The sequence below is a fragment of the Rothia sp. P5766 genome (assembly GCF_048513555.1).
GTDB lineage: Bacteria > Actinomycetota > Actinomycetes > Actinomycetales > Micrococcaceae > Rothia.
This window is the reverse complement of record NZ_JBLXXS010000025.1, coordinates 1-13,147: the sequence shown is the minus strand read 5'-3', so window position 1 is coordinate 13,147 and position 13,147 is coordinate 1. Positions and strand designations below refer to the sequence as shown.

12 protein-coding genes are annotated in these 13,147 nt (G+C 58.2%); 6 read left to right on the top strand and 6 right to left on the bottom strand.

Translation table 11 applies throughout. The annotated features are described in order from the left end of the window. Together ACN08V_RS10210 and ACN08V_RS10205 are read left to right on the top strand one after the other, a co-directional pair. Positions 1-2,131, top strand: a 2,131-nt coding sequence (locus ACN08V_RS10210) for a S8 family serine peptidase (protein WP_419105469.1), incomplete at its 5' end; no start/stop codon positions are given. Positions 2,132-2,199: 68 nt separating this feature from the next. Then, positions 2,200-2,529: a type II toxin-antitoxin system VapB family antitoxin gene (locus ACN08V_RS10205; RefSeq protein ID WP_419100385.1), complete on the top strand. Its 330-nt coding sequence runs from the start codon at positions 2,200-2,202 to the stop codon at positions 2,527-2,529. 230 nt (positions 2,530-2,759) lie between these two features. Here the strand turns inward: ACN08V_RS10205 and ACN08V_RS10200 are convergent, their stop codons facing one another. After that, entirely contained in the window at positions 2,760-3,428 is a 669-nt protein-coding gene (locus tag ACN08V_RS10200) for a TetR/AcrR family transcriptional regulator (RefSeq protein WP_419105468.1), read from the bottom strand. A 277-nt stretch (positions 3,429-3,705) separates the two neighbouring features. On the opposite strand from ACN08V_RS10200, the gene ACN08V_RS10195 reads away from it, so the two are divergent. Continuing rightward, positions 3,706-4,386 carry a queuosine precursor transporter gene (locus ACN08V_RS10195; RefSeq protein WP_419100387.1) on the top strand — a complete coding sequence of 227 codons (681 nt, stop codon included), beginning with the start codon at positions 3,706-3,708 and terminating at the stop codon, positions 4,384-4,386. Between the two features lie 7 nt (positions 4,387-4,393). On the opposite strand, the gene ACN08V_RS10190 is transcribed toward ACN08V_RS10195, so the two are convergent. After that, positions 4,394-4,774, bottom strand: coding sequence for a hypothetical protein (locus ACN08V_RS10190; protein ID WP_419105467.1), 381 nt, complete (start codon positions 4,772-4,774; stop codon positions 4,394-4,396). A gap of 1,034 nt (positions 4,775-5,808) precedes the next feature. On the opposite strand from ACN08V_RS10190, the gene ACN08V_RS10185 reads away from it, so the two are divergent. From ACN08V_RS10185 to ACN08V_RS10175, 3 genes are all read left to right on the top strand, one after another. Further along, positions 5,809-7,188, top strand: a complete 1,380-nt coding sequence (locus ACN08V_RS10185) for an amino acid permease (protein WP_419100439.1) — start codon at positions 5,809-5,811, stop codon at positions 7,186-7,188. Positions 7,189-7,385: 197 nt separating this feature from the next. Beyond that, entirely contained in the window at positions 7,386-8,756 is a 1,371-nt protein-coding gene (locus ACN08V_RS10180) for an amino acid permease (RefSeq protein WP_419100440.1), read from the top strand. Positions 8,757-8,893: 137 nt separating this feature from the next. Then, positions 8,894-9,334 (top strand): acyl-CoA thioesterase, encoded by a 441-nt coding sequence (locus tag ACN08V_RS10175; RefSeq protein ID WP_419100389.1) that lies wholly within the window; start codon positions 8,894-8,896, stop codon positions 9,332-9,334. 113 nt (positions 9,335-9,447) lie between these two features. Here the strand turns inward: ACN08V_RS10175 and ACN08V_RS10170 are convergent, their stop codons facing one another. The 4 genes from ACN08V_RS10170 to ACN08V_RS10155 all read right to left on the bottom strand — a co-directional run. Beyond that, on the bottom strand, positions 9,448-9,951 hold the full coding sequence (locus ACN08V_RS10170; protein WP_419100390.1) for an SRPBCC family protein: 504 nt from the start codon (positions 9,949-9,951) through the stop codon (positions 9,448-9,450). 2 nt (positions 9,952-9,953) lie between these two features. After that, positions 9,954-11,453 (bottom strand): tRNA guanosine(34) transglycosylase Tgt, encoded by a 1,500-nt coding sequence (gene tgt, locus ACN08V_RS10165; RefSeq protein ID WP_419105466.1) that lies wholly within the window; start codon positions 11,451-11,453, stop codon positions 9,954-9,956. Positions 11,454-11,619: 166 nt separating this feature from the next. Beyond that, positions 11,620-12,105 (bottom strand): TspO/MBR family protein, encoded by a 486-nt coding sequence (locus ACN08V_RS10160; protein WP_419105465.1) that lies wholly within the window; start codon positions 12,103-12,105, stop codon positions 11,620-11,622. Between the two features lie 17 nt (positions 12,106-12,122). After that, the coding region (locus tag ACN08V_RS10155) for a glycoside hydrolase family 76 protein (protein ID WP_419105464.1) at positions 12,123-13,147 on the bottom strand (1,025 nt) is incomplete at its 5' end.

Here is a 13,147-nt window from a genome sequence, read left to right as displayed (position 1 = left end):
GCACGCCGAGCGAAGCGTCCTGCAAGAATCAAGGGTCGAAGAAACCACCGATCAAATCATCGTCCGTTTCACACCGCACGTCGCACCCACCCAACAGCAAGCCATCGCCCGCGAAGAAGTCGAACAAAGCCCGTTGGCAGACACTCTCCAGGCAGAAAATACCCGCGAGATTATTGACGGTACAGCCGTTATCCACCTCAGCCACGACCTGGACACCCACGAACAAAAAGCACTGATCCAAGAACTCGAAAGTCGCCCCGACGTCCTTTCCGCCGAACCCAACCTGCGCGTCAAAAACATAGCCGCCGCCCACCCCGGCAACCCACCCAGAGACCCTTACTGGGACCAACAATGGAATATGCGCGAAGCCAAGGTACCGGCGGCCTGGAACCTGGCGACAGGCAAGGGGATTATCATCGGCATAGCCGATGAAGGCACCCGCTACCACCCCGACCTCACCCCGCAAGAAATCCCCGGCTACGACTTCGTCAGCCGGGACTATTCAAAAGACGGTGACGGCTGGGACCCGGACCCCACCGACCCCGGCGACTGGTACCCCGGCTCTTACTCCCTCTGGCACGGAATCCACGTCGCCGGAATCGCCGCCGCAAAAACCAGCAACGGCATAGGCGTAGCCGGTGTAGCCCCCGACGCCAAAATCCAGCACACCAGAGTCATGGGCCAATACGGGCGCAGCTACATCTCCGACTACGCCGCCGGGCTCATGTGGAGCGCGGGTGTGCCGGTCAAGGGCGCACCGCCCAACCCCACCCCCGCAGACGTCGTGAACTTCTCCGAAGCCATCAACATGGGTACCTGCCCCCAGATCCTCCAAGACGCTATCAGCCGCGCCGCCGCCCGCCAGGTCCCCATCGTTATCTCAGCCGGCAACAGCGCAATCAATGCAGCAGGGGCAACCCCGGCTAACTGCTCAGGCGGCATCGTCGTGGGCGCAACCGGCAAAGGCAAAATCATGGCCGGCTACTCCAACTGGGGCCACCGCCTCGACATCCTTGCCCCCGGCGGTGCCTCAAATGGGAGCGTTATCTCCACCTACAACAGCGGCCCCACCGACCCAGGTGACCCCTCCTACGGCTACCTGAGCGGAACTTCCATGGCCGCACCCCACGTCAGCGGAACCATCGCCCTCATGAAAGAGCGCAACCCCTCACTGACCATCGAACAGATCCGGTCAATCCTCAGAACCAAGAACGGCGGCTGGATCAAGGGCTACCCCTTCCTCAACACCGTAGCCGCAGTAGAAGCCGCCGGGAGCGGCTACAGCCTCATCGGCGCTATTGGCGCCCACTACTACGCCACCGGTGGCCAAGCAGTCTACGGAAAACCCACCGGCAACGAATTCCCCACCAGGCTCGGTGGAGCCGTCCAAAACTTCGCCCGCAGCCGCACTATCTACTGGACCGAGGCTACCGGCGCCCACACCATTTTCTGGCCAGGAGCCATCGGCGCGCGCTTCCGCCAGGCCCACTACGAATGGGGCTACGGCTACCCCACTATCGACGAAGAACCCATCGGCCACGGTGCAAAACAACACTTCCGCAACGGTAACTCCTACACCGCCGTCTTCTGGTCACCCCAAACAGGGGCCCACAGCATGAACCACAGAGGCGGGCTCTACTACAAATGGGTCGAATCAGGTCATGTCTACGGGTACGGCTTTCCCACTATCGACGAAACTGCCTTCGGTGACGGCGCCAAACTCTACTTCCGTAACGGCAACACCTACACAGCAACCTACTGGTCCCCCTACACCGGCTCCCACGCCCTCAACCACAGGGGGGCAATCTTCGCACTCTGGGTAGCAAAGGGACACATCGACAGCTACGGGTTCCCCGCCACCGACGAACTCGCCCTGCCCGGCGGAGCCGTCACCTACTTCCGCCACCGCAAGGGCACGGAAACCGCAATCTTCTGGTCACCCCAAACCGGGGCTCACAGCCTCAACTCCACAGGTGCCATCTACTATCACTGGCTCCACAATGGCTACACCACCGGGTACGGCTTCCCACTCGAGAATGAGGGCCCGGCTGTCAACGGGGTCGTGAGCGTCAAGTTCAGCGGCGGAAAAACAATCAACTGGTCTGCCAAACGCGGTATCTGGGAATCCTAATACCTAGCGCCCACCCTAGAGTGGACGAGTGCGCCGGTAGCAGCGGTCAGGACGCTTAGAATAGGTTCATGATTTTCAAAGGCGTCGGCGATACCCGCCCCTACCCCGACCACGGCCTCACCCAGCGCAGCTGGGGCTCTATAGCGCCCTCCCAGGTGCGCCTTGACCGCCTCATCACCACCCAAAAGAACCTCAACCTCGAAACCCTTCTGGCCGAAGACTCCACCTTCTATGGTGATCTCTTCCCCCATGTAGTGCGCTACCAGGGTGAGCTCTATCTGGAAGACGGCGTACACCGTGCCCTGCGTACGGCGCTCCAACGCCGCGCGGTCATGTACGCCCGCGTCCTGGATCTTGACGGGTTCGCACCGGGGCTACTGGCTAATGCTGACAGCTAATCATTCCCTGCGGGCGGGGCGGGTTTAGAGCAGGGCCCAGTTGGGGGGTGCCCCGCTAGCACCCCTTAAAGGCCAGCCCCGAGCCAGCTAGCAGGCACCCCAACTGCGGGTTTAAGTCAGGCCGTGAACCCGCTTGCTTGCGCCCTGGCTGTAGCGCACCAGCAAACATGAGCGCAGACAAAAGGGCCACCTCCCATAAAAGGAGGTGACCCCTACCCAGAGAAAAATTTTTAGGAAGCCTCTACCAGATGCACATCGGGGGAGCCGTCCAAACGGATAGGCCGCCCCAGCTCATCAAAACGAGCACCCAAGCCAAGCTGAATAAAACGAATCGTATGCTCAATATGGCGCTCGCGGGCATCGTTGCTGGCCGCATCCTCAGTACGGTCAGCCGTAGAGGACAGCGACCCATGAACAAGCTGAGCCAGCTCCTGAATATCGTTATCCGGCAGGTAGCCACGCTCAATAGCGCTCGAGAGGATACCGGCAAGCACCATCTGCAATTCGCGCACATGGGCACCTAGCTTAGCGAAAGCGTCAGGAGAAAGTACCGATCGCATGGCTGGCCCCGGGGGCATGTGCCGCCGGGAAAGGTCTTCAATCTGCAGTCGCACATAGACGGCAAGCTGGTCGATGGGGTTCTCAAAGCCAGCAAGAGCCTCACGCAAGTCAGTTAAGAAACGCTCGGTCTCATCGAGGGCATAGGCGATCAGAAGCTCACCCATATCGGCAAAATAGTTATAGACAGCCGTGCGCCCAATACCTGCGTTCTTAGCAACATGGGTCATGGTGAGCCCTGGCAGGCCCCGCTCATAGAGCAGGCGGCCGAAGGAGTCGAGGATGGCGCGTTTAGTGTTCTCGCGCTGGGCGGCATTCGTTGCGGCTGAAATTCTGGGCATACTGACACCTTACTCTAAAATGTCACCAAAACCTATCAGGGGCGACCGGCGGCTCAAAAACGTCAGAAAAACAGTCGGCCATGACCTCAACCTCCACCCCACAGGATGCCCCCCCCAAAAAAGACCGGGTCAGGGCACCGGGGTGAGCTAGGCTCGCAGGCTCACTCTCAGCAGCCTCATGCAGGGCGGGTGCCACCACCTTTAGTGTAAAATACTGATGGCCCAGGTGGCAGGTGGGCACACTCGAACTCAACTCAAGATAATCCAGGGGAAAACTGTGTCTACACCCGCACCCGGCGATACCGGCTACGCCCGCCCAACCCGCACCTACTACGACCTGCTCCTGGCGGCAACCTGCGTGGTCTTTATCCTCTCCAACATTGGGGCAACCAAGGGTGTGACCTTTGGCCCCATCATTACCGACGGCGGCTTCTTCCTTTTTCCCCTGGCCTATGTGCTGGGTGATGTCATCAGTGAGGTTTACGGCTTCAGGCTGGCCCGCCGCGCCATCGTTACCAGTTTTGTGGCTGCCGCTGTAGCTGCGGCCTCCTTCTGGATCCTCATTGCGCTACCGGTTGCAGATTTCTACGAGAATCAGAGCGCTCTTGAAAGTGTGCTGGGGCCTGTTCCTCAGATTCTGGCCGGTTCCCTGCTGGGCTTCCTGGTGGGGCAGACCCTTAACTCCTGGGTGCTGGTCAAGCTCAAAGCGGCAACCGGCGGTAGGCACCTCTGGGGCCGGCTCATGGGTTCCACCCTGGTTGGCGAACTGGCAGATACCCTCATTTTCTGTGCTATTGCGGCACCCATTATTGGAATTACAAGTTTTGGCGACTTTATGAACTACGTGGTGGTCGGCTACATCTACAAGTGCGCTATTGAGTTCGTCCTGCTCCCTGTCACCTACCCGGTCATTGCCTGGTTCAAGCGTCACGAGCCCACCTACGGGGTGCAGGCTTAGGGGTACTCTAAGACCCGGTATAAGACCAGTCTGGCGCTGTGAAATCAATGGTGCCCAGGGGGAGGCAGCAGAGCAGAAGTTCCTCCCCGTATAACTCTTCTCTGCGGGCTATTTCCTCGATAGCTCTGCCCCTATCTGCATAGGCGGCGACCGGTGAGGGGCTGGAATATGCTGTGGGGCTAAATGGGCCACCCTGAATGAGTACCCACAGAAGGGAGCCTGGAGCAGGCATCTCGATTGCATCCGAAACAGCAATTTTTTCCCAGGAAATCTTACGTTCTGGGTGGCGGTGAAAAAGCTTTAGGGCAGTGGCTTCATCGGCAACAACTCCCACGATCGGATTGTAGTTAGAAGTGAAGTCCCCAATAAAGACCAGTTGGACGCTCACGTCTGCCCCTTGAAAAGGGCCCCTGCCAAAAAGGGGCAGAATCGGTGGTGGTTTTCCATCCTCACAGGCCACCATTCTGACTAGCTGCTTCAGCAGTCTAAACATGCTTAGACTCCGCAATTAAGGGTTATCGTAGGTGGGTATAGACGTGCATAGTAGGTCTTTCCCTGATGCACGATTGTCCCTGCGGTAGTACCAGCCCCCACTGTACTGTTTTTATTCTTGCAGGGAAACGCCACATTTTGTTGGTAGAGAGTGCGTTCTTGCCTATTTGAGCTGGAGGTGGTGCTGCCCGCCTTTAACCACCAAATAGCGGATTTATAACGCAAATCGGTATCGCGGCCAATACTTTCTACAATGACACTAGAAGTTGTTCTGGTGATATTAGAGAGTCGAAAATGGGGGGGCGGGGAAGCCCGGGCAAGAGGCAGGCGTGAAACCCATAGTAAAGCAGTAAAAGTTGCAAAAAGTTGTTTATGGTATGTGAATTTCACGGGGTACTCCTTTGAGTGGCTTGGTCAACCGTCTTTGGATGAACTTGGGGATCAAAAGGATTATTTAGTTCTTAACGTACTGATTCGCTCTGTACGCGGCAAGAGTTATTGATGATATCGATTCAATAATTTTTTCAATGGGGGTGTGCATCCATCAGGAAGGGGTATTTCATATGTGAGTAACTGTGTTGGTTGTTCTGATAAGAGTTACAGGTTGCTTAACTTTCAATAGTTGCTGTCCAGTCTGTCTGGTCGGCTAATAACCTCTACTTCTGTAGATGCTCAATATAATTACATGGCTAGTCACTCGGTTCTCATCGCCCAAGAGCTTGCACTAACAACCAAGAGGGTGAGCTGCATCTCATTGCATAATGGTCTTTCAGTAAGGCACGTTTTTGCAGGGGAAACCTGTGTAAACTTGCGGTTCATTACATACACCACATACTGACAAGAAGGGGAGGGATAACCGTGGCACATTCTCACGCAGACCAAGCCTCAAACGGCCAACTCAGCCGCTCACTCTCACACGGCCAACTGACCATGATCGCCCTGGGCCTGGCCGTAGGTACAGGCCTCTTTCTAGGCTCCGGCCCAGCCATAGCTATCGCTGGGCCCGCCGTCATCATCTCCTACGCTATCGGCTCGCTCATAGCCGCTATCATCGGCGCCTGCGCCGGAGAAATGGCGGTGCGTTACCCCGTGCGCGGTGGCTTCGGTACCATCGCCGGTAAATTCCTGGGCCCCTACGCCGGCTACCTAACTCGCTGGGCCTACTGGATGACCACCGTCACCCTGGCCGGCGCGGAAGTCGTTGCCGTAGGCAAATACATGGCCTACTGGTACCCCCAAGCCCCCCTCTGGATCTGGGTGCTCATCGCCGGTGGCGCTATCTTTGCCCTCAACCTGACCAGCGTCAAATCCTTTGGTGTCGTGGAATTCTTCCTCTCCTCCATCAAAGTCACTGCCGTGATCCTCTTCATCATCTTTGGCCTAGCCCTGGTCTTCTTTGGACTACCAGGCCAAGAGGCCGTAGGCACCGCCAACCTGACCAATGATGGCGGCTTCATCCCCAACGGCCCGGCCTCCATCTGGCTAGCCCTGGCCATAGTCATGTTCTCCTTCGGCGGTATTGAACTGATCTCCATCTCCGCGGCAGAAGCCAAAGACCCGGTCCGCTCAGTCCGCTCATCAGCTAAGGCCATGATGTGGCGACTAGCCACTTTCTACGTGCTCTCCCTCCTGGTGATCGTGGCAATCATCCCCTGGCGGAACGCATCTGAGCTCGGCAAAGAAATTGAGGGCTCCCCCTTTGTAACCGTCTTTAGCGAACTAGGTATCCCCTATGTTGGTGGTATCACCAACTTCATCCTGCTCACCGCAGCGCTTTCTGGTGCTAATGCAGCCCTCTACGCTGCCACCCGGCTACTGCACTCCCTGGGGCACGAAGGCATGGCCCCACGAGTTCTAGCCCGAACCAGCGGCCAGGGCAGCCCCGTTCTAGCCCTCACAGCCTCATCCGCTGGGGCCGTGGTAGCTATGATTATGGCGATTTCCGGTGTCGGTAACATCTTCGGTTACATGATGGCCCTGGTGACCGTCAGCGTTCTCGTTGTATGGTCTATGATCTTGCTCTCCTACATTGCCTATAAGAAGAGCGAAAAAGACCCAGCCCCCTTCCAGGTCTTTGGTGGGGCCGCCACCGCAGCCCTGGGACTCACCGGTATCGTCGCCACCTTCATCGCCATGTTCTTTGTCGATAAATCCATGCTGACCTCCGTCCTGGTGGGCCTCTCCTTCTTCGCCCTTGTCACCCTCACCTACTTTGCCGGGGTCAAGAAGAACGTCCGCTCCTCAGACGATGCCTTTGAGGATGCACGGGCCGTTACTACCCAGCTGCCGGTGACCGAGAAACGCCCCTAGTTCCCTCCATAGTCACATAAGATATGAGGACGCTGGTTCTAGCCCCGACCCCAGGTTGGGAGCTAGAACCAGCGTTCTGCCGTAGAATCACATCAATAGACACACAAGCTCTAACAGGGATAGGTCCATTTACTGTGGCACAGCAAGCCGACGCGGGTAAGACACACAACCTCAAACGTTCACTAACTCACCACCAAATGACCATGATTGTGCTGGGCTCTGCCCTGGGCACCGGTCTTTTTCTGGGATCCAGTGGAGCTATCAGCCTGGCCGGGCCCGCCGTTATCCTGGCCTACGCCATCGGCTCACTGGTGGCCGCCATCATCGCCGCCGCCACCGGTGAAATGGCGGTGCGTTACCCCGTGCGTGGCGGCTTCGGCTCCATTGCTGGGCGCTACCTGGGCTCTTACGCGGGCTACCTAACCCGTTGGGCCTACTGGACGGTTACCGCCGTCATTACCGGTATTGAGCTGGTCGCTGTGGGCACCTACCTCCAGTACTGGTGGCCCGCCCTGCCCCTGTGGGCGGGGGTCGCCTTCTTCGGGCTGGTCATTATCGCCCTGAATGTGCGCAGCGTGCGCTACTTTGGCACCATGGAGTTTTTCCTCTCCTCCATCAAGGTCATTGCCCTGCTCCTCTTCGTCCTGATAGGTCTAGCCCTCATCTTTGTCGGCGCCCCTAACCACCCCGCAACTGGTATAGCTAACCTGACCAATGACGGCGGGTTTATGCCTACTGGCTTCCACGGTATATGGCTATCCCTGGCAGTTGTGATGTTCTCTTTCGGCGGCATCGAGATGCTCTCTATCTCCGCGGCAGAGGCCAAAGACCCGGTTCGCTCGGTGCGGGCCTCCACCAAGGCCAATATCTGGCGGCTTTCCACCATCTATGTAATCTCACTTTTTATCGTGGTATCGATTATCCCCTGGCAATCAGCGGCCCAACTGGACGGTTCGGTAGAAGCCTCACCCTTTGTGCTGGTCTTCTCCGAAATCGGGGTACCCGCAATTGCCAGTATCACTAACTTCGTGATTCTAGTGGCCGCGCTCTCTGCCGCTAACGCCAACCTCTACGCGGGAACCCGCCTGCTTCACTCACTGGCCACTGAAAAGATGGCGCCCCGCCAGCTGGCCCGAGTGAGCGCCCAGGGTATTCCCGTTCCCGCAATGTGGGCCTCAACCTCCGGGGTGCTCCTGGCAATCCTGCTTGCGGTCTTCCAGCCGGGGCAGGCCTTTGGCCTGATGATGACGCTGACCATGGTCTGCGCCCTGACCGTATGGGTACTGATTCTTCTGGCCTACATTGCCTTCAAAGGCGTTGAGGGTAACTCCTCAGCCTTCCGCATGTGGGGCGGCAGGGTCACTGCCGGGGCCGGTATCTTGCTCCTGCTCGCCATCTGGGCGGCCCTCTTTGCCCGCACCGGAAACGCAGCACCTGCAAGCATCGGTGTTACCTATTTCTTCATCCTGACCATGGTTTACTTTGGCGTGGTTAAGCGCGTTCACACCGGCTTTGAAGATGCCTTTGCCGAAGCGGATGCCGCCGTGGCAGCAAATTCCCAGGACTAAGAACGCCCAGAGACTAACCGGTTGCTGTCGGATGCCCCACTGATGCTCACCGGTTCCCTAAGAAGATAGGTGACTCCTCAAGGCAGTGACCGGTAGCGGGGCAGGTTTTTTACCGTGACCTGGGTACAGTAAAAGGTATGAGCACTACCTACACTTTTGAGATTCCGCTCCGCTGGGGAGACATGGATGCCTACGGGCACGTCAACAATGTGACTATCGTGCAGATCCTTGAGGAAGCCCGTGTGGCTCTCTTGGGGTGCCCGCCCTCATCGGGGCAAGCGGGAAATCATCAACCGGTGCTACCGCTCTTTGCTGACTTACCCGAGGGTACCCAGGCCCTGGTAGCTGAGAACCACATCAAGTACCGCAGCCCCCTGGCTTACCGGGGCATGCCCGTGACCGCCAAGGTACACGTCAGTAAGGTCAGCCCGGCCTCCTTTACCCTGGCCTACGAGCTTTACGACCCTCTAGAGGGCACCCACTGCGTTTCTGCCACCACTACTTTAGCTTTCTACAGCACAGCCACCGGCTCACTCATGCGGCTGAGCGCCGAACAGCGCCAAAAGCTGACGGCCTGACCGGGTGCCTCCAACCGGGCATATCCGCGCATAAAATGAGGGGGAATGCGCCCAAGGCTGTATAAAATCTACTGCCTTGGGTACATTCCCCTTACACTCGCTTGCTCTGGAACCTAGCGGGCGGCCAGCAGAGCGGCTAGAGACTCAAAGGAACCCTTCCAGGAGTCCAGGGTCTGCTGGTGCACGCCCTGGGGGAGGGGCCCCTGGGTGAGCTTGAGGATAGTTCCTTGGCCCACGCCGTCCTCGGTCACAGCGGTACCCGCCTCAAACTCAAGACGCAGACCGATGAGAGTATCGCTGGGTTGACCCTGGGGAGTCGGTAGAGCTTCGCGGTACTCCAGCAGATGCGGCTCCTGCATAGTAATAAAACGCATGTACATAGGAGCCTGGAAAGTCTTCTGCTGGCGGTGGCGCATGACGAACTGCTTACGCCCGCCAATGACCGGCTCCAGGGTCAGGGTGCTGGGAATAATTTTCCAGTCCTTGGGGCCAAACCAGCGCACAAACAGAGCCGGATTGGTGAAGGCCTCGTAGAGCTGTTCGGGGCTGGCGGCAAACTCGTGCCGGTAGGTAATGGTTTCCTCAGGTGTGAGGTCTTCGAGCGTGAAATCCTGCATGGTTAGCCCTCCTGCTTGGCCTTGGTCTCTGTGGCATTGTGTTCGTCAGCTTGCGCGGCAAGAGCGGCCTGTGCCGCGCGGCGGGCCTCGGCCTCTGCCTTGGCTTTCATATTGGCTTCCCAACGGGCCTGAGCCGCGGCAGCTTTCTTAGCCTCTCGCTCAGCCCTAAGCGCCCGCGCGGCCTCCTGCTCTACCTGCTGGGCCACTTTCTTGGCGTAATACTTCCCCAGGAAGTCGTCCCGGTACTCAAAGTAGGTGCCGTCGTCAATGGCCTGGCGGGCATCATCAACCATCTTGACGATAAACCGCTCGTTGTGAATGGAAGCTAGCGTGGCTGAAAGACGCTCGTCAGCCTTAAAGAGGTGGTGCAGGTAGGCCCTGGCGTAGTGGGTGCAGGTGTAGCAGTCACAGCCCTCAAAGATGGGGTTGAAGTCCATCTTGAAGCGGGCATTGGTCAGGTTAAAGCGACCATTGGGGGTGTAGACGGCGGCGTTGCGGGCAACGCGGGTGGGTGAGACACAGTCGAAGGTATCTACCCCGTTCTCGATACCCACAAAAATATCGTCCGGTTCTGAGATACCTAGCAGGTGGCGGGGCTTATTTTCGGGAAGTTCCTCGGTGCACCAGCGCACAATGGTGCCCAGGTTTTCTTTTTCCAGGGCACCGCCCAAGCCGAAACCGTCAAAGGGCATGGCCCCCAAATCGCGACAGGCCTTGCGGCGTAGATCCTCGTATTGGGCGCCCTGAATGACCCCAAAGAGAGCCTGGTAGGGCTTGCCCACCCGCTCAGCGGTCAGTCGCTGGTGCTCAGCAATACAGCGCAGAGCCCACAGCCGTGTGCGTTCCAGGGCCTCTTCCTGGTAGGCACGAGAATTGTAAAGCGTGGTCAACTCGTCGAAAGCGAACATAATATCAGCACCAATCTTGTGCTGAACCTGCATGGATACCTCGGGGGTAAAACGGTGCATATCCCCGTTGATGTGGGACTTGAAGTTAACTCCGTCATCGTCCACATGGGCCATACGTTCTTTGCCGGCGGCTACGTCGTCATCACCGATGGGCCGCCCATCGGCACCCACAGCACCGGCGACCGTGCCCATATCGATGACTTTCTTAAAGCCAGAGCCCAAGCTCATGACCTGAAAACCGCCGGAGTCGGTTAAAGTAGGGCCGTCCCAGTTCATGAACTTGCCCAGACCGCCTGCGGCGTCGAGCACATCGGGGCCGGGCTGGAGATAGAGATGGTAGGCATTAGCCAGCAGGGCCTGGGAGCCGAGCTCTTTCATGGCTTCGGGCAAGACTGCTTTGACGGTTGCCTTGGTGCCCACGGGCGTAAAGGCGGGGGTGGCAATGTCGCCGTGAGGCGTGTGAATGATGCCGGTGCGCCCCTGGAAGTCCCCACCGTTTGCGGTGCGGTGGGCAGCGGAGGGAGCGGCTGTTTCGGTCAGGCGGTTACCCAGCTCAAAGGAGAAGCCGGGATCAGAAAATTCGGTATTGAGCACAAGCCCTAGTCTACTAGAGCCTTTCCACAGCCTGGAGTGGGCGGTCTTGCGCCCGGTTAAGAAAGCCAGTCCAAAAAGTCATGAGACCAGCCTAGCCAATGGGCTCATCGGATCGGAAACCCTCCTGCCTCTTGCACCCCCGGGGCAGAGCAGTATGGACCAACCGCTAGTTCTTGTTATTAAGCCACCAGATGCTACCTGAAAGAGCCGTAGCAAAAGCGGTCCAGCCCGCGTAGGGGGCCAGAAGGGCACCAGCAGATTTACTGATCCGGGCAGTCCGCCGCACCAGATCAGCAGAACTAAGGGCCAAGACACCTGCGTGCGCAGTTGCTAAACCTAAACGGTGCGACCGGAAGAATGTATAGCTCCAGGAAGCATTGAGCGCCAGATTGGTTGCCAAGGCTGCTGAGTAGCGCCCTGCCTCTTCAGTGTTACCGTCTTGCTTTAAACGGGCCAGGGTGTAGCCACTGGTCCCAGCTATGCAGGCGTAGAGCGATGTCCAGGCAAGCGGAAAAACCCAGTTGGGCGGGTTCCAGGCTGGTTTAGTGAGGTCCTTGTAGTAGCTACTGTCGGGGTCTGAGGCTAGCGAACCAGCAACCGCACAGGCACAGGTAGCTGAAGTTGTCAGAAGGTAGGGTGAAAGCCGAGCCATGGGCTACTCCTTTGAATCTAGTCTGAGGCAAAAACTCTTTGTGCTGCTTCTAGGATAGTCCAGGCCTGAATCTGGGTGGACAGATCCACCGGCTGACCGGGCTTGAGAAGATCGGAGATATGGCGTTCAACATGGGGGGAGAAAAGCGCAACGGCCTGCCCACGAATCTCGTTGGGGTCAATGCCCGGCTCGCTCATGGGCAGATCGGGGTCAAACTCGCGCCGGCCGTCCCACAAGACCTCAGCGGTTGCCAGAACAAGCCCCCGCGCTGTGGCGCGGGTAGCCTCGGGCAGGGCGCTATGCAGAGCCACATCGGCTAGGTAGCGCACGAGGATCCCGGTAAAGAGTCCGCCGTCACCACCACCCTGGGTGCGGAGTAGGCGCAGGCTCTCGGTGCTGGAAACCTCAAAATCAAGGCCGAAAGTACGGTCAACAGAGTCAACCAGCTCGGCGATATGGGTGACCGGGTCAAGAACTAGCCGGTCTGTAGCCCCGGCATCGAGTAAGGCCAGATAAGCGCCCAAAACCGGGCCCTGGTTGTAGGTGTAGAGACCTCGCTCAACCGAGGAGATGCCTGCCTGTTCACCGCTACCGGTAACTTTGACACCGTCCAGGTAAAGACCGCTTTCGGGGTCCAAAAGGTGAGCTTGCAACCAGTTCAGCAAATCTGCGGCTTCCTTGTACCGGTGAGCGCGGGCAAAGGCCAGCGCTATAGGAGCGGTAGCAGGGGTGTTCTTAAAGTCGTGATCCTTAGACCAAAAAGCCCCACCGCCCACCTCAGCGGTGCAGGCTGAGGTCAGCTCCCGGTAGAGGCGTTGACCAGCGTCCTGAGCAGCGCTGTCACCGTTGCCCTCCACCGCCAGAGCTAGCCGGTTGAGACGCTCACAGGCCAAGGTCAGCCAGGCCATGTCATCGTAGAAGTCATTGGGGTAGGAGCCGTAGTTGCGTACCTGGATACCGCGTAGAAGAGCCCGGGCCTGTTTGAGAGCCTCCTGGGCTTCGTCTCCTTGCCCCGCGGCCTGCTGGCGGAAACCGGTATCTA

What these genes read in the sequence shown, in the direction of transcription:
- ACN08V_RS10160 (WP_419105465.1), bottom strand. Translation starts at nt 12,105, where the DNA reads ATGGCTCGGCTTTCACCCTACCTTCTGACAACTTCAGCTACCTGTGCC.
- ACN08V_RS10200 (WP_419105468.1), bottom strand. Translation starts at nt 3,428, where the DNA reads ATGCCCAGAATTTCAGCCGCAACGAATGCCGCCCAGCGCGAGAACACT.
- ACN08V_RS10175 (WP_419100389.1), top strand. Translation starts at nt 8,894, where the DNA reads ATGAGCACTACCTACACTTTTGAGATTCCGCTCCGCTGGGGAGACATG.
- ACN08V_RS10185 (WP_419100439.1), top strand. Translation starts at nt 5,809, where the DNA reads ATGATCGCCCTGGGCCTGGCCGTAGGTACAGGCCTCTTTCTAGGCTCC.
- ACN08V_RS10180 (WP_419100440.1), top strand. Translation starts at nt 7,386, where the DNA reads ATGACCATGATTGTGCTGGGCTCTGCCCTGGGCACCGGTCTTTTTCTG.
- ACN08V_RS10205 (WP_419100385.1), top strand. Translation starts at nt 2,200, where the DNA reads ATGATTTTCAAAGGCGTCGGCGATACCCGCCCCTACCCCGACCACGGC.
- ACN08V_RS10170 (WP_419100390.1), bottom strand. Translation starts at nt 9,951, where the DNA reads ATGCAGGATTTCACGCTCGAAGACCTCACACCTGAGGAAACCATTACC.